Raw genomic sequence first — 20,840 nt, 5'->3', positions numbered from 1 at the left:
AATATTATTCGGCCTTGTCAACGCCGTCGAAGCGATGAATGCCGAGCGGGTCCATCTTGAAGCCGCTGACATTATTGCGAACGACCGCGTAGACCTGGCTGTGGGCCAGCAGGAAAGCCGGAGCTTCCTTGGCGAAGATCACCTGCGCCTGCTCGTAGAGTTTGGTGCGCTCGGCCTGGTCGCTGGTCTTCTTGGCCTTCTGGATCAGGTCCTCGAAGTCCTTGTCGCACCAGCTGGAGTAGTTCGAGACGCCGATGGCGGAGCAGGCGAAGAGAGTGGCGAAGAAGTTGTCCGGATCGCCATTGTCGCCGGTCCAGCCAATCTGGAAGGCGCCGGGACGGTCCTTCTTCTTGCCTTCCTCGCGGTACTTCGTCCACTCGTAGTTGACGATGTTCGCCTTGACGCCGACCTTGGCCCAGTCGGCCTGGATCAGCTCAGCCGCGCGCTGGAAGTTCGGGTTGTAGGGGCGAACACGGTCGGCGGCCCAGAGCTGGATTTCCTTCAGCCCGGCAGCCTCGAGCACCTTCTTGGCCTCGTCCGGATTGTAGGCGTCGGTCTTCACGTCCTTGTCCCACGACCACATGGTCGGCGGGATCAGGTTCTCGGCCGGCGTCGCGCCGGCATCCTGGAACAGCGACTTGATCAGCGCTTCCCGGTCGATCGCCTGGTTGAGCGCATGGCGCACTTCCGGCTTGTCGAGTGGCGGGATGGTGGTGTTGTAGCTCATATAGCCGATGTTCAGGCCGGCCTGATCCATCAGGGTCACGTCCTTGTTGGCCTTGATGGTGGCGATGTCGGCCGGATTCGGATACGGAGCCACGTCGCATTCGCCTGCCAGCACCTTCTGGATGCGGGCGGTCGCGTCAGGCGTGATGGCGAAGACGAGATCGTCGATCTTTTCCTTGCCCTTGAAGTAGTCGGGGTTGGCCGCGTAGCGGATGACCGCGTCGAGCTGATAGTCGACGAACTGGAACGGACCGGTGCCGATCGGCTTGGTCGAGAAGTCGGCCATCTTGCCGTCCTTCTGCAGCTGGTCGGCATATTCCTTCGACACGATCGAGGCGAAGTCCATGCCGAGATTGGCCAGCATCGGCGCGTTCGGCTCGGTCAGCGTCAGCTTGACGGTGAGGTCGTCGACCTTCTCCCACTTGGCGACGTATTTCGGCATGTCCATGCCGGTGTAATAGTCCCAGGTGAGATTTGGCAGATACTTGTCGCCGTTCCACGGATTCTCCTTGTTGAACTGGCGATCGAAGGAGAAGACGACGTCATCGGCGTTGAGGTCGCGCGTAGGCTTGAAATAATCGGTGGTCTGGAACTTCACGCCCGGATGCAGATGGAAAGTATAGACCAAGCCATCGTCGGAAATTTCCCACTTATCGGCAAGACCAGGCTCGATCTCGGTGCCACCATGCTTGAATTCGACCAGTCGCGAATAGACGGTGCGCGAAGACGCGTCGAAGTCGTTACCGCCGGTCGTCGTACCCGGATCGAAATTGGCCGGCGACGCTTCCGAGCAATAGACGAGTGTCTTAGCACTGGCCATGCCGCTGAGGACGCTTGCAGCCAGCAACGCGGCTGCAAAAGTCATTGTCTTTTTCATTGAGCACTCCCTGATGTTCTCTCAAGCCCTTCTATCAGGCTCGCGAAGGGCGCATATAAGCACCGTTTCTTCGCCTTTGGAACACCTCGTTTGCGTACCCCATGGGAAGCAGGAAAAGAATCTAGTTTTTGCTCCAACAGGAGAAAAAGTGAGTAGTTTTTTCTGCTCACGACATTCTTAACGACGGCATTTTTTTATTGATCTACCGCTCCGCGAAACGAGCTCGCGAGGCGTGCCGCCAAGGTCTCCATGCCGTCCAGGCACGATGCGCGAGGCCGTCGAACCCACAAGATTTCGACGACAAATCTTTCCCCGCATTGCCGCTGGGGCAAGGCTTGCACGGTCGCCGATAGAGGCAATACATAGACGATGGGCGGGATTTCCCGGAAGATCCGGACCGGCATGGAGGACGCTTCTTTCGGAGGCGGCGCCCAGATCGAAGGCGACAGGGAGAGACAGGTGGCAAAAGCAGCCAAGACGACAGCCCCGGCAAAGGCCAAGGCCGCCGCCGAAAGCGATGCGACCAAGCCTGCCAAGGCCGCAGCCACGCCGAAGGCCAAGGCGGCCGCAAAGGCAGCGTCTGCCAAGGCGGCGGCAAAGCCGACCACCACCAAGCCCGCAACGGCAAAGACCAAGGCCGCAGCCGCGAAAGTGGACAAGCCGGCAACCAAGCCGACCACCGCCTCGAAGGGCCTGCCGAAAGCGATCACCGAGCTCACCGTCGGCCTGCCGGAAAAGCCGTGGCTGAAAAGCTATCCCAAGAATATGCCGGCCGAGATCGGCGCCCTGCCCTACAAGTCCATCGGCGAGTTCCTGGTCGGCGCCTGCAAGCAATTCGGCGGGCAGCCGGCCTTCGTGTGCATGGGCAAGTCGATCAGCTATGCGGAACTCGAGCGGCTGTCGGCCGCGTTCGGCGCCTACCTGCAGGCAAGAGGCCTGGAGAAGGGCGCGCGCGTGGCGCTGATGATGCCGAACGTGCTGCAATATCCGGTGGCGATGATGGCAGTCCTGCGCGCCGGCTATACGGTGGTGAACGTCAATCCGCTCTACACGCCGCGCGAACTGGAGCACCAGTTGAAGGATTCCGGCGCGCAGGCGATCGTCATCCTCGAGAACTTCGCCGGCACGCTGCAGGCGGTGATCGCCAGGACGCCGGTCAAGCATGTCATCGTCGCCGCCATGGGCGACATGCTGGGCGGCCTCAAGGGCGCCATCGTCAACCTCGTCGTGCGGCGGGTGAAGAAGATGGTTCCGGCATGGTCGCTGCCCGGCCATGTCAAATTCAACGCCGTGCTCAAGACCGGCGCGACGATCGCCTTCAAGCCGCCCACGGTCTCCGGCGACGACATCGCCTTCCTGCAATATACGGGCGGCACCACCGGCGTCTCGAAGGGCGCTGTGTTGCTGCATCGCAACGTGCTTTCGAACGTCGCGCAGAATTCGCTGTGGGTGGAGGACGCCTACACGGTGAAGCCGAAGCCGGCGCATCTCAACTTCATCTGCGCGCTGCCGCTCTATCACATCTTCGCGCTGACGGTGAACGCGCTGATGGGCATGCAGCAGGGCGCGCAGAACGTGCTGATCCCCAACCCGCGCGACATTCCGGGCTTCGTCAAGGAACTGGCGAAATACCCGATGCACATCTTTCCCGGCCTCAACACGCTGTTCAACGCGCTGCTCAACAATGAGGAGTTCCGCAAGCTGGACTTCAAGCCGCTGATCCTGACGCTGGGCGGCGGCATGGCGGTGCAGAAGGGCGTCGCCGAACGCTGGAAGGCGCTGACCGGCTGTCCGGTGAGCGAAGGCTACGGGCTCTCCGAAACCTCGCCGGTGGCGACCGCCAACAAGTTCAGCTCGACCGACTTCACCGGCACGATCGGCCTGCCGCTGCCTTCGACCGAAATCGCCATCCGCGACGACGACGGCAACAATGTGCCGCTCGGCGAAGTCGGCGAGATCTGCATCCGCGGTCCGCAGGTGATGGCCGGCTACTGGAACCGGCCCGACGAGACCGCCAAGGTGATGACCGAGGACGGCTTCTTCAAATCCGGCGACATGGGCTTCATGGACGAGCGCGGCTACACCAAGATCGTCGACCGCAAGAAGGACATGATCCTGGTCTCCGGCTTCAACGTCTATCCGAACGAACTGGAAGAGGTGGTGGCGCATCACCCCGGCGTGCTGGAAGTGGCTGCGATCGGCGTGCCGGACGAGCATTCCGGCGAAGTGCCAAAGCTGTTTGTGGTCAAGAAGGACCCGGCGCTCACCGTCGAGACATTGATGGCCTATTGCCGCGAGAACCTGACCGGCTACAAGCGGCCGAAATTCATCGAGTTCCGCACCGAGCTGCCGAAGACGCCTGTCGGCAAGATCCTGCGGCGCGCGCTGCGGGACCAGGCTTGAGCGATTATTCCGCCGGCAAGACACCGGAACCAGGCAAGCGGCTCGATCCGGCGGAATTCATCAAGGCGAGCATGCACCTGGCGCCGGTGCCGTCGGTGCCGGAGATCAGGCTCCATCTGGCGCATCCCGGCAGCGGCCTGCGGCGGCTGCTCGAACCGGGCGACGACAGCGACGAAAGTCGGCCCGAGCCGCAGCCGCCCTACTGGGCCTATGCCTGGGCCGGCGGTGCGGTGCTGGCGCGCTATGTGCTGGACCGTCCATCAATCGTTGCCGGCAAGCGGGTGCTCGACCTCGGCGCCGGCTCCGGGCTGGTCGGCATCGCGGCGGCAAAAGCCGGGGCGCGCGCGGTGATCGCGGCGGAGATAGACCGCAACGGCGTCGTGGCGCTCCGCCTCAACGCGGAAGCCAATGGCGTCACCATCCAGATATGCGACGAGGACGTCACCGCCGGCCCGCCGCCGGCGGTCGACCTGGTGCTCGCGGGCGATGTCTTCTACGCGCAGGACGTGGGGCAGCGGATGCTGCCCTTCTTCGACCGATGCCTCGCTGCCGACATCGATGTGCTGGTCGGCGATCCCGGCCGCGCCTGGCTGCCGAGACCGCGGCTCTGCCTGCTCGGCGAATACCAGGTGCCGGATGTCGGCGGAAACGGCGGCAGCGTGCCGAAGCCAAGCGCCGTGTTCGCTTTTGTTGCCAAATCTGCTTAGCCTGCCGGCACGTTCACCCGCGCGGCAAGGAAATCCGGCAGGTCGGCGACCGACTCCAGAACGACGTCCGCCATCGGCGCCAGCGAGTCTCGCGTGCCAGTGCCGGAGAGCACGCCCACCGCCAGGCCGCAACCACCGGCGCGCGCCATTTCGAGATCATGGCGGTTGTCGCCGACCATGGCGATCTCGCCCGGCTTCAACCCGGTCAGGTCGCAGAAAGCGACAACCGTGTCGGGCGCCGGCTTGGAATTGGCGACGGCGTCATAGCCGAAGGCGGCATCGAAGAGCTGCGCGATGCCCAGCGTGGCGAGCGTCCTTTCGGCGCCGCTGGTCGAATCGTTGGTGGCGACGCCCATGCGGTAGGATCGTTTGTGCAAGGTCCGCAGCGAGTCGATGACGCCCGGTAGCGCGACCGCCATGGCCGAGCCTTGTACCGAGGTGATCTCGTTGAAGCGGGAAACGGCGTGCATCTGATCCTGCTCGGACAGACGCGGGAACCAGAGCTCGACGACGTCCATGTTCGAGCCGGAGGCGAAGATCGAATCGGGCTTGAAGCGTTTCGTGACGAAGTCGAAGCCGGCAGCGGCGAGCAGCCGATCCGCTTTCCAGCGGTCGCCCTCGGCGGCATCCATCGCCATGAAGTCGGCGACGCCGAGCCAGGTTGTGTTGAAGTCGACAAGGGTGCCGTCCTTGTCGAACAATATTCCCTTGATATCCGCCAATCCCTTTACTCCGCGCCACGCAATTGGTGGATATGAGCCACCAGTCCGGCAGTCGAGGCGTCGCGTTTTGCGGCAGTCTCCTTGCCCTCAACGACAGGCAGCAGGCCCGTCGCCAATTCCTTGCCGAGTTCGACACCCCATTGGTCGAAGGAATTGATGTTGAACAGCGTGCCCTCGACGAAGACGCGATGTTCATAAAGCGCGATAAGCCGGCCCAACGTGCGCGGGTCGAGCTTGCGGTAGAGAATGGTCAGCGAAGGGCGGTTGCCCGAGAAGACCCGGTGCGGCGCGATCTTGTCGACATCGGCCGGCTTCATGCCCTTGGCCAGCATCTGCGCGCGCGCCTCGTCCAGCGTGCGCCCCTTCATGAAGGCTTCCGACTGCGCCAGGCAGTTGGCGAGCAAGAGATCGTGCTGGTGCTTCAGTTCGGGCTCGTGACCGACGGCGGCGGCGAGGAACTCGACCGGGATGAAGTCGGTGCCCTGGTGCAGGAGTTGGAAGAAGGCATGCTGGCCGTTGGTGCCGGGCTCGCCCCAGACCAGCGGGCCGGTCGGCGTGGCAACCGCGGTGCCGCCCAGCGTGACGCTCTTGCCGTTCGATTCCATGTCGAGCTGCTGCAGATAGGCCGGCAGGCGCGACAGGCGCTGGTCGTAAGGGATGACGGCACGGGCCGGATATTTGCACACGACCCGGTGCCACCAGCCGATCAATCCCAGCAACACCGGCAGGTTCTTTTGCATCGGCGCGGTGCGGAAATGCTCGTCCATCTCATGCGCGCCGTCGAGGAAGGCGCGAAAGTTGCGCGGACCGACGGAAATCATCACCGGCAGGCCGATGGCGCTCCAGACCGAATAGCGGCCGCCGACCCAGTCCCAGAAGCCGAAGACGCGGTCCTGCTCGATGCCGAACTTCGCCACAAGGTCGAGCGCGGTCGAGACGGCGGCGAAATGCTTGCCGACCGCTTCCTTGCCGAGCGCCTTCTGAACCCAATCGCGCGCCGTCTGTGCATTGGTCATCGTCTCGACCGTGGTGAAGGTCTTGGAGGCGATGATGAACAAAGTCGTTTCGGGAGACAGGCCCTTCAGCGTGTCGTGGATATGGGCGCCGTCGACATTGGAGACATAATGCGCACGCGGCCCGTCATGGTAGGGCGCAAGCGCCAGCGTCACCATCGCCGGGCCGAGATCCGAACCGCCGATGCCGATGTTGACGATGTCCGTGATCTTCTTGCCGGTGGCGCCGGCCGCCTTGCCGGAGCGGATGGCGTCGGCGAAAGCGCCCATGGCGTCTAGCACGGCAATCACGTCGGCCTTGGTGTCCTGGCCGTCGACGATGACGCTTTTTCCCGTCAGGTTGCGCAGCGCCGTGTGCAGCACCGCGCGGTTCTCGGTGATGTTGATCTTCTTGCCTTCGAACATGGCGGCGCGGCGTCCCTCGAGATCGGCCGCACCCGCGAGCTTTTCCAGCATCGTCATCGTGTTTGCGTCGACGGCGCATTTCGACCAGTCGAGCAGAAGGTCGCCATCAGTGGCGGAAAATGCCTCGAAGCGCTTGGGATCGGCGGCGAAGGCCTCGCGCATCGAGCCCTTGGCCGCCGCGCGCTGATCGCGCAAGGCGGCAAGTTGCTTGTCGAAGGATGACTGGTCCACTGGCGGGCTCCTGGCGGGTTTTTAGACCATTTTAACAGGCCGGATGTTTCCGGCGCGTGTCGGCGCGTCATTCTATCGAGCCGATTTCCATTTCGTTCAAGCGTGGCATTGCCGCACTGCATCACGCTTTGATGAGAGGTGGTTTTGGACGGTGAAGGGGCTGCGCGCTCGGGGCGACGATTGCTGCGCATCGCGCCTTGGGTGGGTGCCTCGACCACGCTGCGCGTCGCGCTTGGATGCTGCGCATCGCGCCTAAACGCGGGGCGACGATGCTCCGCATCGCGCCTTGATAGATCACTGGCATAAATCCCAGCGATCAGAAAAATTGATTGGCGCAACCCCTTATGCCACCCATACACTCCACTGGTCCAGCCAAGTGAAAACAGCTGGCCATCCGAGGAAGATTTCCCATGCCACAGCGCAATGACACGGCCATATGGTCCGGCCTGTTCCGGATTTCGGCTGAATCCGGCCAAACCCTCCAGGCGCAGATCCGCCAGGCGATCGTCGCGGCCATTCTAGACCGACAGATCGCCGCCTCGATGCCGCTGCCGTCGTGCCGAATTCTCGCGGAAAAACTTGGGGTTGCCCGCGGCACGGTGGTGCTCGCCTTCCAGCAGCTGGTCGACCAGGGCTTCCTGGTGGCGCGCGAGCGGCGCGGCCATTTCGTCAACCCTGACGTGCTGGCCACCCCCGCCAAGCCGCACCAGAAGGCGCCCGACCAGCAGAACGAGATCGACTGGAAGGCGCGCCGGCAGATCGCCGCAAGCGACATGCCGCCGCCGGCCAAGCATGACAACTGGATCAAGTCCTCTTACCCGTTCGTCTACGGCCAGTTCGATCCGGCGCTGTTTCCGACCGCCGAATGGCGCGAATGCAACCGCATGGCGCTGGCGGTGCTGGAGATCCGCAACTGGGCATCCGACATGGTCGACCGCGACGATCCGCTGCTGATCGAGCAGATCCAGGCCAGGCTCCTGCCGCGGCGCGGCATCTTCGCCAATCCGGACGAGATCATCGTGACGCTGGGCGCGCAGAACGCGCTCTATATGCTTGCCTCGCTCTTGATGACCAAGGGCTCGAAAGTGGCGATGGAAGATCCAGGCTATCCCGACGCCCGCTCGATCTTCCGGCTGGCCGGCGCCGATATCCAGCCAGTCCCGGTCGACCAGTCCGGCATCGTGACTTCGTCGATCCCCAGCGATTCCGGCTTCGTCTTCGTCACGCCGAGCCACCACTGCCCGACCATGGTGCCGCTGTCGGCCGAGCGGCGGCAGGACCTCCTGGCGCGCGCCAACCGCAACAACCAGATCATCATCGAGGACGGCTATGACAGCCAGCTGCTCGACGAGGCGCCCCAGCAGGCGTTGAAGAGCCTCGATCGCTCGGGCCGCGTCATCTATGTCGGCTCGATGTCGAAGACGCTGGCTCCGGGTCTCAGGCTTGGCTACATCGTCGCCTCGGCCGGGCTGATCGCCGAGCTTCGCGCGCTGCGCCGCTTCATGCTCAGGCACCCGCCGGCGAACAACCAGCGCGCCGTGGCGCTGTTCCTGTCGCTGGGCCATCACGAGGCATTGGTGCGGAGGCTTTCCACCGCCTTCGACGAGCGGCGCAAGCGTCTGGTCCATGCGATTTCCGCTTTCCTGCCGGAGTGGCGCTCCACCGACTCGGCGGGAGGCACATCGCTCTGGCTGGAAGGGCCGCGCGGCACCGATTCACGCGGCCTTGCGGAAGCCGCCGCGTCGCGCAGCGTCATCATCGAACCCGGCGACCGGTTCTTCGACCGCAGCGAAAAGCCCTCTCGTTTCATGCGCTTGGGCATCTCCTCGATCTCGCTGCAGCATATCGAGCCGGGCATCCGCGAACTCGCCACCGCCGCCGGACGCAGGCCCGCGGCCGCCTGATCGCCACAGAACTTCCAAAAAGAGCCGGCACAGCGCCGGCTCTTTTTTGTTTGGGCTCAGGCTTACCGGTTTAGCATTCTGGCATATTCGACGGGATTGGTTGGCCCATAGGCTGTACCAATGCCGGCGGCATAGTCGGGGCCAGAAGGGGACGAGGCAGGCCGATGGTGGACCAACCGCCGCGGACCGTCTCGCAGATAAAGACAAAAGGTGGAGTGCTTCCATGTCAGTGGCTCTCGAGAAGCAGGAATCGTCGTCGGACCAGCGTTCGCGGCGTTCCGGCGGGCGCGAAGCGCGCCGCGCGATGCGGGCGGCGCCGTTGGCCGACGACATCCGTCCGGTGCGGGCCGGCCTCGAAGGCGGCAGCTACGGGCCATTGAGCCAGAACGACCGGGAACGCATCCACGAAGCGGTGCTGACGCTGCTGGAGACAGTCGGCTTCGCCAATGCCATCCCGTCCTGCATCGAAGCGCTGGTCCGCGTTGGCGGCACCTATGGCGACGACGGCCGCATCCGGCTGCCGCGCGCCTTGGTGCTGGACACCATCAAGAAGGCTGCGCGCAACTTCACCCTCTACGGCCAGGATCCGAAGCACGACATGCTGATCCAGGGCAAGCGCGTGCACTACGGCACGGCGGGCGCGGCGGTGCATCTGGTCGATGTCGAGAAGCGCGAATACCGCGAATCGCTGCTGCAGGATCTTTACGACGCCGCCCGTCTCGTCGACGGGCTGGACAACATCCATTTCTTCCAGCGCACCATGGTGCCGCGCGACATTCCCGACCCGCTCGATATGGACTTCAACACGCTCTATGCCTGCGTGACGGGGACATCCAAGCATGTCGGTACCTCGTTCACCGTGCGCGAGAACGTCAAGCCGGCGCTGGAAATGCTCTATGCGATCGCCGGCGGCGAGGAGAATTTCCGGGCGCGGCCGTTCGTGTCGAACTCGAACTGCTTCGTGGTGCCGCCGATGAAGTTCGCCGAGGACGCCTGCGGCGTGCTGGAAGCCTGCGTGGAAGGCGGCATTCCGATCCTGCTTCTGTCGGCCGGCCAGGCCGGCGCCACCGCACCGGCGGCGATTGCCGGCGCCGTCGTGCAGGCGGTGGCGGAAGTGCTGATGGGCCTGGTCTATGTCAATGCCATCAAGCCCGGGCATCCGGCGATCTTCGGCACCTGGCCGTTCGTCTCCGACCTCAGGACCGGCGCCATGTCCGGCGGCTCCGCCGAGCAGGCAGTGCTGACCGCGGCCTGCGCGCAGATGGCGCAGTACTACGACCTGCCGGGCGGCTCGGCCGCCGGCATGACGGATTCGAAACTGCCCGACATCCAGTCCGGCTATGAAAAGGGCATCACCGACGTGATGGCCGGTCTTGCCGGCCTCAATCTCGTCTATGAGTCAGCCGGCATGCATGCCTCGCTGCTCGGTTTCTGCCTCGAAAGCCTGATTATCGACAACGATATGCTCGGTCACTGCCTGCGCTGCGTGCGCGGCATCGAGGTGACCGACGAGGCGCTGTCGATCGACACCATCGCCGATGTCTGCATGAAGGGTCCCGGGCACTATCTCGGCAACGATCAGACGCTGAAGCTGATGCAGACGGAATATTTCTACCCCGCCGTCGGCGACCGTTTCTCGCCCAAGGAATGGAACGAAAAGGGCCGGCCCGACATCCTGTCGCGGGCGATCGCCGAGAAGAAGCGCGTGCTTGCCGAGCGCTTCCCGCGCCATGTCTCGCGCCTGCTCGACGACAAGTTGCGCGCCCGCTTCGGCGAGATGATCAAGTTGCCGCGCAGCGGCATGGGCGGCTAGAGCGTTTCACCGTTTCACGAAAACGGCGAACCGCTCTATCCCTTTGTTTTTACGCAATTCCGGACGGAAAACCGCTCACACTTTTCCTGGAATTGCTCTAGGGCGCGCTGATATTTCGGTGAGGCCGGCCTGCAAATGGCGGCTCCTGCGCTTCCGGTGCTCACGTACGAAAGTACGCTCCGCTCCGGTTCTCGGAAACCATCATTTTCGACTCGGCCTGACCGAATCTCAACGCGTCCCACCAAGTCACTCCGCGGTCAGCCCGTAGCGTTCGACGACCTCGGCGTTGATCAGCTTGGCGTGCAGCGTCATCAGCACGATCTGCGCGTCGAAACTGTCGCCGGCTTCCAGCGCCGCCTCGATGCGGCGCTCGACCTCCAAGGTCGGCTCCCGGCCGTTGGCCTGCTCGAACACATCCGGTCCGGCGACGCAGTAGCCGCAAAGCTGCGCCACGGAGTGATAGGCGGGCGCCGGTGGCTCGTTGGGCCAGTGGTCGTTCATCAGATTGACAATGGTGAGTTTGACGCCTTCGGGCACCAGGGCGGGATGCAGGTCGGCCGCGCGCAGTGCCTCGTCGAGCTGGCGCAAATCGCCGGAGCGGCCGAACATGCCGAGGAAGCCGAGGGAAGAACGCCGTTTCGCCACGATAATCTTCTCCCTTCGCAAGGCCGCCGAGGTCGAGCTTATCTGTGGGTCCCATGAAGCTGAAACAAGGGCATGAAAAAGGGCGACCCGCTATTCGCAAGCCGCCCCTTTGATTTAGCCGAATATGAACTCAGTGATTGTCGCGCGGCACGCCGCTGGTATGCGCGACGTCCTGGTATTTTACCGCCGGCTTCAGCACCATGCCGGCCGAGAACTGGTCGACCATACCGCGCTGAATCTCCTGCCAGGGCGTCTGGTGCTTGGGATAGTGATAGCCGCCATTGCCCTGCAGCGCGGCGCGCCGTTTGGCGATCTCCTCGTCGCTGACGAGGATATTGGCCGTGCCCTTCTTGAGGTCGATGCGGACGCGGTCGCCGGTCTTGAGCAGCGCAAGGCCGCCGCCGATGGCGGCTTCCGGCGAGGCGTTGAGGATGGACGGCGAGCCTGACGTGCCGGACTGGCGGCCGTCGCCGATGCAGGCCAGCGAATGGATGCCCTTCTTGATGAGGTAGGCCGGCGGCTGCATGTTGACCACTTCGGCGCCGCCCGGATAGCCGACCGGACCGGCGCCGCGCATGAACAGGATGGTGTGCTCGTCGATGCCCTGCGCCGGATCGTCGATGCGGGCGTGGTAATCTTCCGGCCCGTCGAAGACCATGGCGTTGCCCTCGAAGGCTTCCGGATCGTTCGGGTTGGAAAGGTAGCGCTCGCGGAATTCCGTCGAGATGCCGCTGGTCTTCATGATGGCGGAATCGAACAGATTGCCCTTGAGGTTGATGAAGCCGGCATTGGCCTTGAGCGGTTTGGCGGCGCTGCGGATGACATCGTGATCCTCGGTGACGGCATCCTTGCAATTGTCGCCCATGGTCTTGCCGTTGGCGGTGATCGCATCGGGATGCGGCAACAGGCCGCCCTTCATCAGTTCGGCCACCACCGCCGGCACGCCGCCGGCATGGTGATAGTCCTCGCCGAGATACTCGCCGATCGGCTGCAGGTTGACGAGCAGCGGCACGTTGAGGCCGATCTTCTGCCAGTCGTCATTGTCGAGCGGCACGCCGAGATGGCGGGCGATCGCGTTGAGGTGGATCGGCGCGTTAGTCGAACCGCCGATAGCCGAGTTGACGACGATGGCATTCTCGAAGGCCTGTCGCGTCATGATATCGGACGGCTTCAGGTCCTCATGCACCATGTCGACGATGCGCTTGCCCGTCTCGTAGGCGATCTGGCCGCGCTCGCGATACGGCGCGGGAATGGCGGCCGAGCCCGGCAACTCCATGCCGAGCGCCTCGGCCAGCGAATTCATCGTGGTGGCGGTGCCCATGGTGTTGCAGTAGCCGGTCGACGGCGCCGAGGAGGCGACGATGTCCATGAACTCGTCATAGTCGATCTCGCCGGCAGACAGGCGCTGGCGCGATTCCCAGACGATGGTGCCGGAGCCGGTGCGCTTGCCCTTGTGCCAGCCATTGAGCATCGGGCCGACCGACAGCGCGATGGCCGGAATGTTGACGGTGGCCGCCGCCATCAGCAGCGCCGGCGTGGTCTTGTCGCAACCGATCGTCAGCACGACGCCGTCGAGCGGATAGCCGTAGAGCACCTCGACGAGGCTAAGATAGGCAAGGTTGCGGTCGAGCGCGGCGGTGGGGCGCTTGCCGGTCTCCTGGATCGGATGGCACGGAAACTCGAACGGGATGCCGCCCATCGAGACGATGCCTTCGCGCACGCGCTTGGCGAGCTCGATGTGATGCCGGTTGCAGGGCGAAAGGTCGGAACCGGTCTGCGCGATGCCGATCAGCGGCTTGCCCGACATCAGCTCGGCGCGCGTCAGGCCGTAATTGAGGTAGCGCTCGAGATAGAGCGCCGTCATGCCCGGATTGTCGGGATTGTCGAACCACTCCTGCGAGCGAAATGTCTTCTTCTTGGTGGGGGCGCCTGCCATGGTGGTCTCCGTATTTGTATGACAAATCGATAGGACAATGCGCTCATGCAGGCAAGAGGCAGGCGCTGCCAGAACCCGGACTTTGGTGCGATAGACTTGTCCCGGCCCGCGCGCTACGACCAATCGGCATCAGCAATCCGGGGAGGTCTTGATGGCTTTGGTGATCGAAGGCGAGGAGCGGATCGCCGCACCCATCGAGAAGGTGTGGGAAGCCCTCAACGACCCTGCGGTCCTGAAGGAGGCCATTCCCGGCTGCCAGAGCCTGGAGAAGAATTCGGCCACCGAGATGGCGGCAACCGTGGTGCTCAAGATCGGGCCGATCAAGGCGACCTTCAACGGCGAAGTCACGCTGAAGAACCTCAAGCCGCCGCATTCCTATACCATCCAGGGCGAAGGCAAGGGCGGCATCGCCGGCTTCGCCAAGGGCGGCGCCGACGTCACGCTGACCGCCGACGGGCCGGACTCGACAGTGCTCAAATACGCAGCCAAGGCCGAGGTCGGCGGCAAGATCGCGCAACTCGGCAGCCGGCTGATCGAGTCGACATCGAAGAAATTGGCAGGGCAGTTCTTCTCGACGTTCGGCGAGAAGGTCGGCGCCTAGAGCGTTTCACCGTTTCACGGAAACGGCGAACCGCTCTATCCCTTTGTTTTTAAGCAATTCCGGATGGAAAACCGCTCACACTTTTCCTGGAATTGCTCTAGCGCCGGTCCGGCGAATTACTCGAACACGATGCTCGGCACCGCGGCTTCGGCCGCGCCGCGCTCTTCCTGGACCCGATCCCAGACCTTTAATGCGATGTCGCGATAGATTTTCGCCTCGGCGCCCTCGGGCTTGGAGGCGACGACCGGCGCGCCGGCATCCGAGCTTTCGCGGATGCCCATTTCAAGCGGCACCTCGCCGAGGAAGGTGACCCCGAGGCGCTCGGCCTCGCGGCGCGCGCCGCCATGGCCGAAAATGTCGTAGCGCTTGCCGGTGTCCGGAGCGAGGAAGTAGCTCATATTCTCGACGATGCCGAGCAGCGGCACATCGACCTTCTTGAACATGTTGAGACCCTTGCGGGCGTCGATCAGCGCCAGATCCTGCGGCGTCGAGACGATGACGGCGCCGGCGAGCGGCACCTGCTGGGCCATGGTGAGCTGAGCGTCGCCGGTGCCGGGCGGCATGTCGACCACCAGCACGTCGAGCGGACCCCATTCGACCTCGCGCAGCATCTGCGTCAGCGCCGACATCACCATCGGGCCGCGCCAGATCATCGGCGTCTCCTCGTCGACGAGGAAGCCCATCGACATCACCTTGAGGCCGTAATTCTGCATCGGCTTCAGGATCTTGCCGTCGACGGTCTGCGGCCGGCCGTGGATGTTGAGCAGCCTGGGCATCGACGGGCCGTAGATGTCGGCGTCGAGCACGCCGACCTTCAGCCCGTTGGCGGCAAGGCCGAGCGCCAGGTTGACCGCCGTGGTCGACTTGCCGACACCGCCCTTGCCGGAGGCGACCGCGATGATGGCGTCGATGCCGGGCACGCCGCGCTTGCCATGGCTCTGCGATGCGGGCGCCTGCGGCGCGGGACGCTGCGGTGCTGCCGGCGGAGCAGGCGGTGACGGTGCTGCCTGCGAAGATTGGCGCGCCGGAACCGGCGCCTCCATGCCGCCGCCCTTCTTCTCCGCCGTCAGCGCGACGACGGCGCTGGCGACGCCGGGGATGGTTTTCACCGCGCGCTCGGCGGCGGCGCGCAGCGGCTCCAGCTCCTGGGCACGGGCAGCGGGAACGGTGATCGAGAAGAAGACCTTGGAATCGGCGATAAAAATCTCCGAGACCATGCCGAGGTCGACGATGTTGCCGGTGAAGTCCGGCCCATTGACCGTCTTCAGACGCTCGACGACGGATTCCTTGGTAACAGTCATGATCTTTCCTCGGGGTTTGGCGTTCCAGATAGTGCAGTTTCCCGGCAGAACCAAGCCGTGGCGCAACAGCTCGCCCGGCGTGCCCCGGAAAGCGACGGACGGTGTCGGATTTGCCAACCGGGATCGCGCTTCGAGCCCAAGCCCATGGCCAAACGACCCGCCCGCGCTATCTCCACTGCCATCACGACAATCTGTGAAGGAGATCGTCATGCTCCAAAACAGCAATGCGACAGCCAATCTCGCGGTGAAGGACCTGGACAAGGCCAAGGCCTTCTACGAAGGAACGCTCGGCCTCAAACAAGTGCACGACATGGGCGGCGAGCTGATCGTCTATAAGAGCGGCGAGACTGTCATCAACGTCTATCATTCGCAATTTGCCGGCACCAACAAGGCGACGGCGGTGACGTGGACGGTCGGCGACCAGATCGAGCCGATCGTCAAGTCGCTGCGGGCGAAAGGCGTCAGCTTCGAGCACTACGACATGCCCGGGCTGACGCTCGAGGGCGACATCCATGTCGGCCAAGGCATGAAGGTCGCCTGGTTCAGGGATCCCGACGGCAACATCCTGAACCTGGTGGACAGGTAGCCTCGCCGCGAGGCTGAGCACGGCCGCTTACGCGGCCAGCCTCGTAGCGAGATAGGTCAACGCCGAGATCGCCGCCGTCGCCGGCAAGGTGATCACCCAGGCGACGACGATGTTGCCGGCGATGCCCCAGCGCACGGCGGAGACGCGGCGGGCGGCGCCGACGCCGATGATGGCGCCGGTGATGGTGTGGGTCGTCGAGACCGGGACACCGAGCCAGGTGGCGGCGAACAGCGTCATGGCGCCGCCGGTCTCGGCGCAAAAACCCTGCATGGGGTTCAGCCGCGTGATCTTCGATCCCATCGTGTGCACGATGCGCCAGCCGCCGAACAGCGTGCCCAGCGCCAGCGCCGACTGGCAGGTGAGGACCACCCACAGCGGCACATAGAAAGTCGGGCCGAGCGCGCCTTGCGAAAAGAGCAGCACGGCGATGATTCCCATGGTCTTCTGCGCGTCGTTGCCGCCATGTCCCAGGGAATAGAGCGAGGCGGAAAAGAACTGCAGCACGCGAAAGGTGCTGTCGACCGCGAACGGCGTCTGGCGCACGAACAGCCAGGAAACGATGAGAACCAGGACGAGCGCCAGCACGAATCCCGTCGCGGGCGAGAGCACGATGGCCGCGATCGTCTTGCCGAGCCCGGACCAGACGATGGCGCCGGTTCCAGCCTTGGCGACGCCGGCGCCGACCAGCCCACCGATGAGCGCGTGCGAGCTGCTCGACGGAATGCCGGCGACCCAGGTGACGATGTTCCAGACGATGGCCCCGACGAGCGCTGAGAAAATCACCGCCGGCGTGACGATGCTGACATCGACAATGCCCTTGCCGACGGTCTCGGCGACATGCAGGCCGAAGAACATGAAGGCGATGAAATTGAAGAAAGCCGCCCAGAACACCGCGTAACGCGGCCTGAGCACCCGGGTGGAGACGATGGTCGCGATCGAGTTGGCAGCATCGTGCAGGCCGTTGAGGAAATCGAAGAACAGCGCCACGGCGACGAGGCCGATCAGCAGGGGAAAAGCGATCGTGGCTTCCATCGCCTAAACGTTCTCGATGACGATGCCGCTGATCTCGTTGGCGACATCCTCGAAGCGGTCGACCACTTTCTCCAGCTGGCCATAAATCTCCGAGCCGATCAGATACGCCATGGCGTCGCCGCGGCCATGACGCCTGAACAGGTCCTTCAGGCCCTGCTCGTGCAGGTCGTCGGCGCGGCCCTCGACGCGCATGACCTCCTCGGCGATGGCGTTGAGGCGCGCGGCGTTGGCGCCGACCTTGCCAAGCAGCGGGATGGCCTCCGCGACCAGCCGGGCAGCCTGGACGATGACGCCGCCCATTTCCCGCATCAGCGGGTCGAACTCCCTCACCTCGAACAATTTCACCGTCTTGACGGTCTTGTGCATCATGTCGATGGCGTCATCCATCGACTGGATCAGATCCTTGATGTCGCCGCGGTCGAAGGGGGTTATGAAGGAGCGCCTGACGGCAAGCAGAACCTCGGCCGTGATGCCATCGGCCTCGTTTTCGAGATCGACGATCTTCTGGCACCAGCGGTCGATGTCCTTGCCGCTGAGAAGCTGCTCGAGGGCCTCGGCGCCGCCGACCACGGTGCGCGAATGCCGCTCGAACAGATCGAAGAAGCGATCCTCGCGCGGCAACAGCTTGCGAAACCAGCCCAGCATGTCGTCCCTCCTTGGCTTGCGCCTATCCCACATAGCGCCATGCGCCGCGCGGGAAAACAGATAGCCGGCTCAAAAAATGTGGACGAGGCCCGATTATGCGTGCGTCTTGCGAAGCAACGCGATTTCCCCGACCTTGGGCCGAACGTTGCGGATCGAATGGCATGATCGACAAGCTGGAATTCTTCATCGCCTTGGCCAAGGAGGAGCATTTCGGCCGGGCCGCGGAGGTGTGCGGCGTCACCCAGCCGACCTTGTCGGCCGGCATCAAGCAGCTCGAGGAGCAGCTCGGCGTCATGCTGGTGCTGCGCGGCTCGCGCTTCCAGGGCCTGACGCCGGAAGGCAAGCAGGTGCTGGGCTGGGCGCGCCGCATCGTCGGCGATACGCGCACGATGCGCGAGGAGATGCGGGCGGCGCGCCACGGCCTGTCCGGGCGCATCCGCATCGCGGCGATCCCGACGGCGCTGGCCATGGTGGCGCGGCTGACGACACCGTTCCGCGAAAAGCATCCCGGCGTCACATTTTCCGTGCTGTCGCGCACCTCGATCGAGGTGCTGTCGCTGCTCGGCAATTTCGACGTCGATGCCGGCATCACCTATCTCGACAACGAGCCGCTCGGGCGGGTGACCAGCGTGCCGCTCTATGACGAGCGCTACCAGCTGATCACCGCGGTCGGGAACCCTTTTTCCGACCGCGACAAAGTGACGTGGTCCGAGATCAGCCAGTTGCCGCTCTGTCTGCTGACGCCGGATATGCAGAACCGCCGCATCATCGACCAGCACCTGGCGGAAGCCGGGGTGCAGGTGCGCCCGACGCTGGAATCGAATTCGATGATCGTGCTGTTCTCGCATATCCGTACAGGCAAATGGTCGTCGATCATGCCGCTCAACCTTGCGGAAACATTCGGCTTTTCGGAGCCGATCCGGGCTATTCCGATCGTCGACCCGGATGCCAGCCACACGGTCGGGCTGGTGGCGGCGCCGCGCGAGCCGCACACGCCGCTGGTGCAGGCGCTGCTGGACGAGGCGATGGCGCTGGCGGACGATTTCCGCGCCCACCGCTAGGCTAGACAATGCGAGCGACCTGATTTCGATAGAAAATTTCTATCAAGCGACGGAAGCGCTTTATTGATTTCGGAGGTTTCCTCTGATTTCGTAAGGACTTAGCGATATTGCGTCCATGCATGTCGTTGCCCCAAAATCGCTAAGAGTTTGGGCGACATATATGGTTGGATGCCACGACCCAGGGAGGGCGCTGCGTGACCATGCAGGCCGCAAGTACCGAGATCGCGTCGCGCACGGCGGCGATCATTGACGAGATGAAGGGCCTCGAAGGCCCGCTGCTGCCGATCCTGCACAGCATACAGGAAGAGTTCGGGCACGTTCCGAAGGACGCGCTGCCGGTGATCGCCGACGGGCTGAACCTGTCGCGGGCCGAAGTGCACGGCGTCGTCAGCTTCTATCATGATTTCCGCGCCAAGCCTGCCGGACGGCACGTGCTGAAGCTCTGCCAGGCGGAGGCCTGCCAGTCCATGGGCTCGGACGCCATCGCGGCCAAGGTCAAGCAGTTGCTCGGCATCGATTTCCACGAGACCACGGGCGACGGATCGGTTACACTGGAGCCGGTCTACTGCCTCGGGCTTTGCGCCTGCTCGCCGTCGGCGATGCTCGACGGCGAAGTTATCGGCCGGCTCGATGACGAGAAGATCGAAGAGATCGTCGCGGAGGTGCGTTCATGATCCCGCGCATCTATATCCCGGCAGATTCCGGCGCGCTGGCGCTCGGCGCCGAAAAGGTCGCCAAAGCGATCGAGAAGGAACTCAGGGAGCGCGGCGTCGAGGCCAAGATCGTGCGCAACGGCTCGCGCGGCGCCTATTTCCTCGAGCCGATGGTCGAGGTGGCGACGTCCGAGGGCCGCGTCGCCTACGGGCCGGTCAAGCCGTCCGACGTCAAGAGCCTGTTCGACAGCGGCTTCCTCACCGGCGGTCATCACAAGCGCTGGCTCGGCGCGCCTGACAAGATCCCCTTCTTCGCCAAGCAGACGCGGTTGACCTTCGCCCGTTGCGGCATCAACGACCCGCTGTCGCTCGATGCCTACAAGTCGCTGGGCGGTCTGCGTGGCCTGCAGAACGCCGTCGCCATGGCGCCGGCCGATGTCGTCAAGCAGGTTACCGAGTCCGGCCTGCGCGGCCGTGGCGGCGCCGGCTTCCCGACCGGCATCAAGTGGAAGACGGTGCTGGATACGGCGGGCGCGCAGAAATACATCGTCTGCAATGCCGACGAAGGCGACAGCGCCACTTTCGCCGACCGCATGATCATGGAAGGCGACCCCTTCGTGCTGATCGAAGGCATGGCGATCGCCGGCATCGCCACCGGCGCGACCAAGGGCTTCGTCTATGTCCGCTCGGAATATCCGCATGCGGTAGCGACAATGAACAAGGCCGTCGCGATCGCCCGCAAGGCGGGCGTGCTCGGCGTCAACGTGCTGGGCTCGCCCAACGCCTTCGACATGGAAATCCGCGTCGGCGCCGGCGCCTATGTCTGCGGCGAGGAAACCTCGCTCCTGAACAGCCTCGAAGGCAAGCGCGGCGTGGTGCGCGCCAAGCCGCCGCTGCCGGCGATCCAGGGCCTGTTCGGCAAGCCGACGGTGATCAACAATGTAATCAGCCTGGCCTCGGTGCCGATCATCATGGACAAGGGCGCCGCCTACTACAAGGATTTCGGCATGGGCCGCTCGCGCGGCACGATCCCGATCCAGATCGCCGGCAACGTCAAGAATGGCGGCCTGTTCGAGACGGCCTTCGGCCTGACGCTCGGCGAGATCGTCGACGATATCGGCGGCGGCACGGCTTCAGGGCGTCCGGTCAAGGCGGTGCAGGTCGGCGGGCCACTCGGCGCCTATTTCCCGCGCGCTTTGTTCGATACACCCTTCGACTATGAAGAATTCGCCAAGCGCGATGGACTGATCGGCCATGCCGGCATCACCGTGTTCGATGACAGCGCCGACATGCTGAAGCAGGCGCGCTTCGCCATGGAGTTCTGCGCCATCGAAAGCTGCGGCAAGTGCACGCCGTGCCGCATCGGCTCGACGCGTGGCGTGGAGGTTCTGGACAAGGTCGCCGCGGGCATCGAGGCGGAAAAGAACCTCGCTCTGGTCACCGACCTCTGCAACACGATGAAGTTCGGATCGCTCTGCGCGCTGGGTGGCTTCACGCCCTACCCGGTGATGAGCTCGATCACGCATTTCCCCGAGGATTTCAAGCCCGCGCCGGCGCGCGTGGCGGCTGAATAGGAGCT

General features: G+C 64.1%; 17 protein-coding genes. 9 read left to right on the top strand and 8 right to left on the bottom strand.

What is annotated here, in order from left to right; all coding sequences use genetic code 11:
- Positions 1 to 4: 4 nt before the first annotated feature.
- Positions 5 to 1,603, bottom strand: a complete 1,599-nt coding sequence (locus FJ471_RS19130; protein WP_140805761.1) for an ABC transporter substrate-binding protein — start codon at positions 1,601 to 1,603, stop codon at positions 5 to 7.
- A 459-nt stretch (positions 1,604 to 2,062) separates the two neighbouring features.
- On the opposite strand from FJ471_RS19130, the gene FJ471_RS19125 reads away from it, so the two are divergent.
- Both FJ471_RS19125 and FJ471_RS19120 read left to right on the top strand, forming a co-directional pair.
- Positions 2,063 to 4,006, top strand: a complete 1,944-nt coding sequence (locus tag FJ471_RS19125) for a long-chain fatty acid--CoA ligase (RefSeq protein WP_140805759.1) — start codon at positions 2,063 to 2,065, stop codon at positions 4,004 to 4,006.
- 71 nt (positions 4,007 to 4,077) lie between these two features.
- Entirely contained in the window at positions 4,078 to 4,713 is a 636-nt protein-coding gene (locus FJ471_RS19120) for a 50S ribosomal protein L11 methyltransferase (protein WP_140805786.1), read from the top strand.
- On the opposite strand, the gene FJ471_RS19115 is transcribed toward FJ471_RS19120, so the two are convergent.
- On the bottom strand, positions 4,710 to 5,435 hold the full coding sequence (locus FJ471_RS19115) for an HAD family hydrolase (RefSeq protein ID WP_140805757.1): 726 nt from the start codon (positions 5,433 to 5,435) through the stop codon (positions 4,710 to 4,712). The genes FJ471_RS19120 and FJ471_RS19115 overlap by 4 nt on opposite strands.
- Positions 5,436 to 5,440: 5 nt before the next feature.
- A complete protein-coding gene (gene pgi, locus FJ471_RS19110; RefSeq protein ID WP_140805755.1) occupies positions 5,441 to 7,084 on the bottom strand; it encodes a glucose-6-phosphate isomerase in 1,644 nt (547 codons plus the stop codon).
- Between the two features lie 410 nt (positions 7,085 to 7,494).
- Between pgi and FJ471_RS19105 the strand changes: the two genes are divergently transcribed.
- Both FJ471_RS19105 and FJ471_RS19100 read left to right on the top strand, forming a co-directional pair.
- Positions 7,495 to 8,988 (top strand): PLP-dependent aminotransferase family protein, encoded by a 1,494-nt coding sequence (locus tag FJ471_RS19105; RefSeq protein WP_140805753.1) that lies wholly within the window; start codon positions 7,495 to 7,497, stop codon positions 8,986 to 8,988.
- Positions 8,989 to 9,211: 223 nt separating this feature from the next.
- Positions 9,212 to 10,801 (top strand): trimethylamine methyltransferase family protein, encoded by a 1,590-nt coding sequence (locus FJ471_RS19100; protein WP_140805751.1) that lies wholly within the window; start codon positions 9,212 to 9,214, stop codon positions 10,799 to 10,801.
- Positions 10,802 to 11,047: 246 nt separating this feature from the next.
- Here FJ471_RS19100 and FJ471_RS19095 read toward each other — a convergent pair whose 3' ends face one another.
- Together FJ471_RS19095 and FJ471_RS19090 are read right to left on the bottom strand one after the other, a co-directional pair.
- Complete coding sequence (locus tag FJ471_RS19095; RefSeq protein WP_140805749.1) at positions 11,048 to 11,446, bottom strand: hypothetical protein; 399 nt, start codon at positions 11,444 to 11,446, stop codon at positions 11,048 to 11,050.
- 130 nt (positions 11,447 to 11,576) lie between these two features.
- Complete coding sequence (locus FJ471_RS19090) at positions 11,577 to 13,382, bottom strand: IlvD/Edd family dehydratase (RefSeq protein WP_140805747.1); 1,806 nt, start codon at positions 13,380 to 13,382, stop codon at positions 11,577 to 11,579.
- 151 nt (positions 13,383 to 13,533) lie between these two features.
- Here FJ471_RS19090 and FJ471_RS19085 point away from each other — a divergent pair, with 151 nt between their 5' ends.
- Positions 13,534 to 13,983, top strand: a complete 450-nt coding sequence (locus tag FJ471_RS19085) for a carbon monoxide dehydrogenase subunit G (RefSeq protein ID WP_140805745.1) — start codon at positions 13,534 to 13,536, stop codon at positions 13,981 to 13,983.
- 116 nt (positions 13,984 to 14,099) lie between these two features.
- Here FJ471_RS19085 and FJ471_RS19080 read toward each other — a convergent pair whose 3' ends face one another.
- Positions 14,100 to 15,284, bottom strand: a complete 1,185-nt coding sequence (locus tag FJ471_RS19080; RefSeq protein WP_140805743.1) for an Mrp/NBP35 family ATP-binding protein — start codon at positions 15,282 to 15,284, stop codon at positions 14,100 to 14,102.
- 208 nt (positions 15,285 to 15,492) lie between these two features.
- Here FJ471_RS19080 and FJ471_RS19075 point away from each other — a divergent pair, with 208 nt between their 5' ends.
- Entirely contained in the window at positions 15,493 to 15,870 is a 378-nt protein-coding gene (locus FJ471_RS19075; protein ID WP_140805741.1) for a VOC family protein, read from the top strand.
- A gap of 27 nt (positions 15,871 to 15,897) precedes the next feature.
- Here the strand turns inward: FJ471_RS19075 and FJ471_RS19070 are convergent, their stop codons facing one another.
- Both FJ471_RS19070 and FJ471_RS19065 read right to left on the bottom strand, forming a co-directional pair.
- A complete protein-coding gene (locus tag FJ471_RS19070; protein WP_140805739.1) occupies positions 15,898 to 16,902 on the bottom strand; it encodes an inorganic phosphate transporter in 1,005 nt (334 codons plus the stop codon).
- 3 nt (positions 16,903 to 16,905) lie between these two features.
- Complete coding sequence (locus FJ471_RS19065; RefSeq protein ID WP_140805737.1) at positions 16,906 to 17,547, bottom strand: DUF47 domain-containing protein; 642 nt, start codon at positions 17,545 to 17,547, stop codon at positions 16,906 to 16,908.
- 161 nt (positions 17,548 to 17,708) lie between these two features.
- Between FJ471_RS19065 and FJ471_RS19060 the strand changes: the two genes are divergently transcribed.
- The 3 genes from FJ471_RS19060 (at position 17,709) to FJ471_RS19050 (ending at position 20,835) form a co-directional block, all read left to right on the top strand.
- Positions 17,709 to 18,608 (top strand): LysR family transcriptional regulator, encoded by a 900-nt coding sequence (locus tag FJ471_RS19060; RefSeq protein ID WP_140805735.1) that lies wholly within the window; start codon positions 17,709 to 17,711, stop codon positions 18,606 to 18,608.
- A 194-nt stretch (positions 18,609 to 18,802) separates the two neighbouring features.
- The gene (locus FJ471_RS19055) at positions 18,803 to 19,282 is read left to right on the top strand and encodes a formate dehydrogenase subunit gamma (protein WP_140805733.1); all 480 of its coding nucleotides are present in this window, start codon (positions 18,803 to 18,805) and stop codon (positions 19,280 to 19,282) included.
- Positions 19,279 to 20,835 carry an NADH-quinone oxidoreductase subunit NuoF gene (locus FJ471_RS19050; protein ID WP_140805731.1) on the top strand — a complete coding sequence of 519 codons (1,557 nt, stop codon included), beginning with the start codon at positions 19,279 to 19,281 and terminating at the stop codon, positions 20,833 to 20,835. The genes FJ471_RS19055 and FJ471_RS19050 overlap by 4 nt, the downstream gene beginning before the upstream one ends.
- The last annotated feature ends 5 nt before the right edge of the window (positions 20,836 to 20,840 follow it).

Origin of the sequence: Mesorhizobium sp. B2-7-1 (assembly GCF_006440735.1) — a bacterium.
Lineage (GTDB): Bacteria > Pseudomonadota > Alphaproteobacteria > Rhizobiales > Rhizobiaceae > Mesorhizobium.
The sequence above is the reverse complement of the archived record's forward strand: the minus strand, read 5'-3'. Positions and strand labels throughout refer to the sequence as shown.

What these genes read in the sequence shown, in the direction of transcription:
- FJ471_RS19130 (WP_140805761.1), bottom strand. Translation starts at nt 1,603, where the DNA reads ATGAAAAAGACAATGACTTTTGCAGCCGCGTTGCTGGCTGCAAGCGTC.
- FJ471_RS19120 (WP_140805786.1), top strand. Translation starts at nt 4,078, where the DNA reads ATGCACCTGGCGCCGGTGCCGTCGGTGCCGGAGATCAGGCTCCATCTG.
- FJ471_RS19105 (WP_140805753.1), top strand. Translation starts at nt 7,495, where the DNA reads ATGCCACAGCGCAATGACACGGCCATATGGTCCGGCCTGTTCCGGATT.
- FJ471_RS19100 (WP_140805751.1), top strand. Translation starts at nt 9,212, where the DNA reads ATGTCAGTGGCTCTCGAGAAGCAGGAATCGTCGTCGGACCAGCGTTCG.
- FJ471_RS19090 (WP_140805747.1), bottom strand. Translation starts at nt 13,382, where the DNA reads ATGGCAGGCGCCCCCACCAAGAAGAAGACATTTCGCTCGCAGGAGTGG.
- FJ471_RS19085 (WP_140805745.1), top strand. Translation starts at nt 13,534, where the DNA reads ATGGCTTTGGTGATCGAAGGCGAGGAGCGGATCGCCGCACCCATCGAG.
- FJ471_RS19080 (WP_140805743.1), bottom strand. Translation starts at nt 15,284, where the DNA reads ATGACTGTTACCAAGGAATCCGTCGTCGAGCGTCTGAAGACGGTCAAT.
- FJ471_RS19075 (WP_140805741.1), top strand. Translation starts at nt 15,493, where the DNA reads ATGCTCCAAAACAGCAATGCGACAGCCAATCTCGCGGTGAAGGACCTG.
- FJ471_RS19070 (WP_140805739.1), bottom strand. Translation starts at nt 16,902, where the DNA reads ATGGAAGCCACGATCGCTTTTCCCCTGCTGATCGGCCTCGTCGCCGTG.
- FJ471_RS19065 (WP_140805737.1), bottom strand. Translation starts at nt 17,547, where the DNA reads ATGCTGGGCTGGTTTCGCAAGCTGTTGCCGCGCGAGGATCGCTTCTTC.
- FJ471_RS19060 (WP_140805735.1), top strand. Translation starts at nt 17,709, where the DNA reads ATGATCGACAAGCTGGAATTCTTCATCGCCTTGGCCAAGGAGGAGCAT.
- FJ471_RS19050 (WP_140805731.1), top strand. Translation starts at nt 19,279, where the DNA reads ATGATCCCGCGCATCTATATCCCGGCAGATTCCGGCGCGCTGGCGCTC.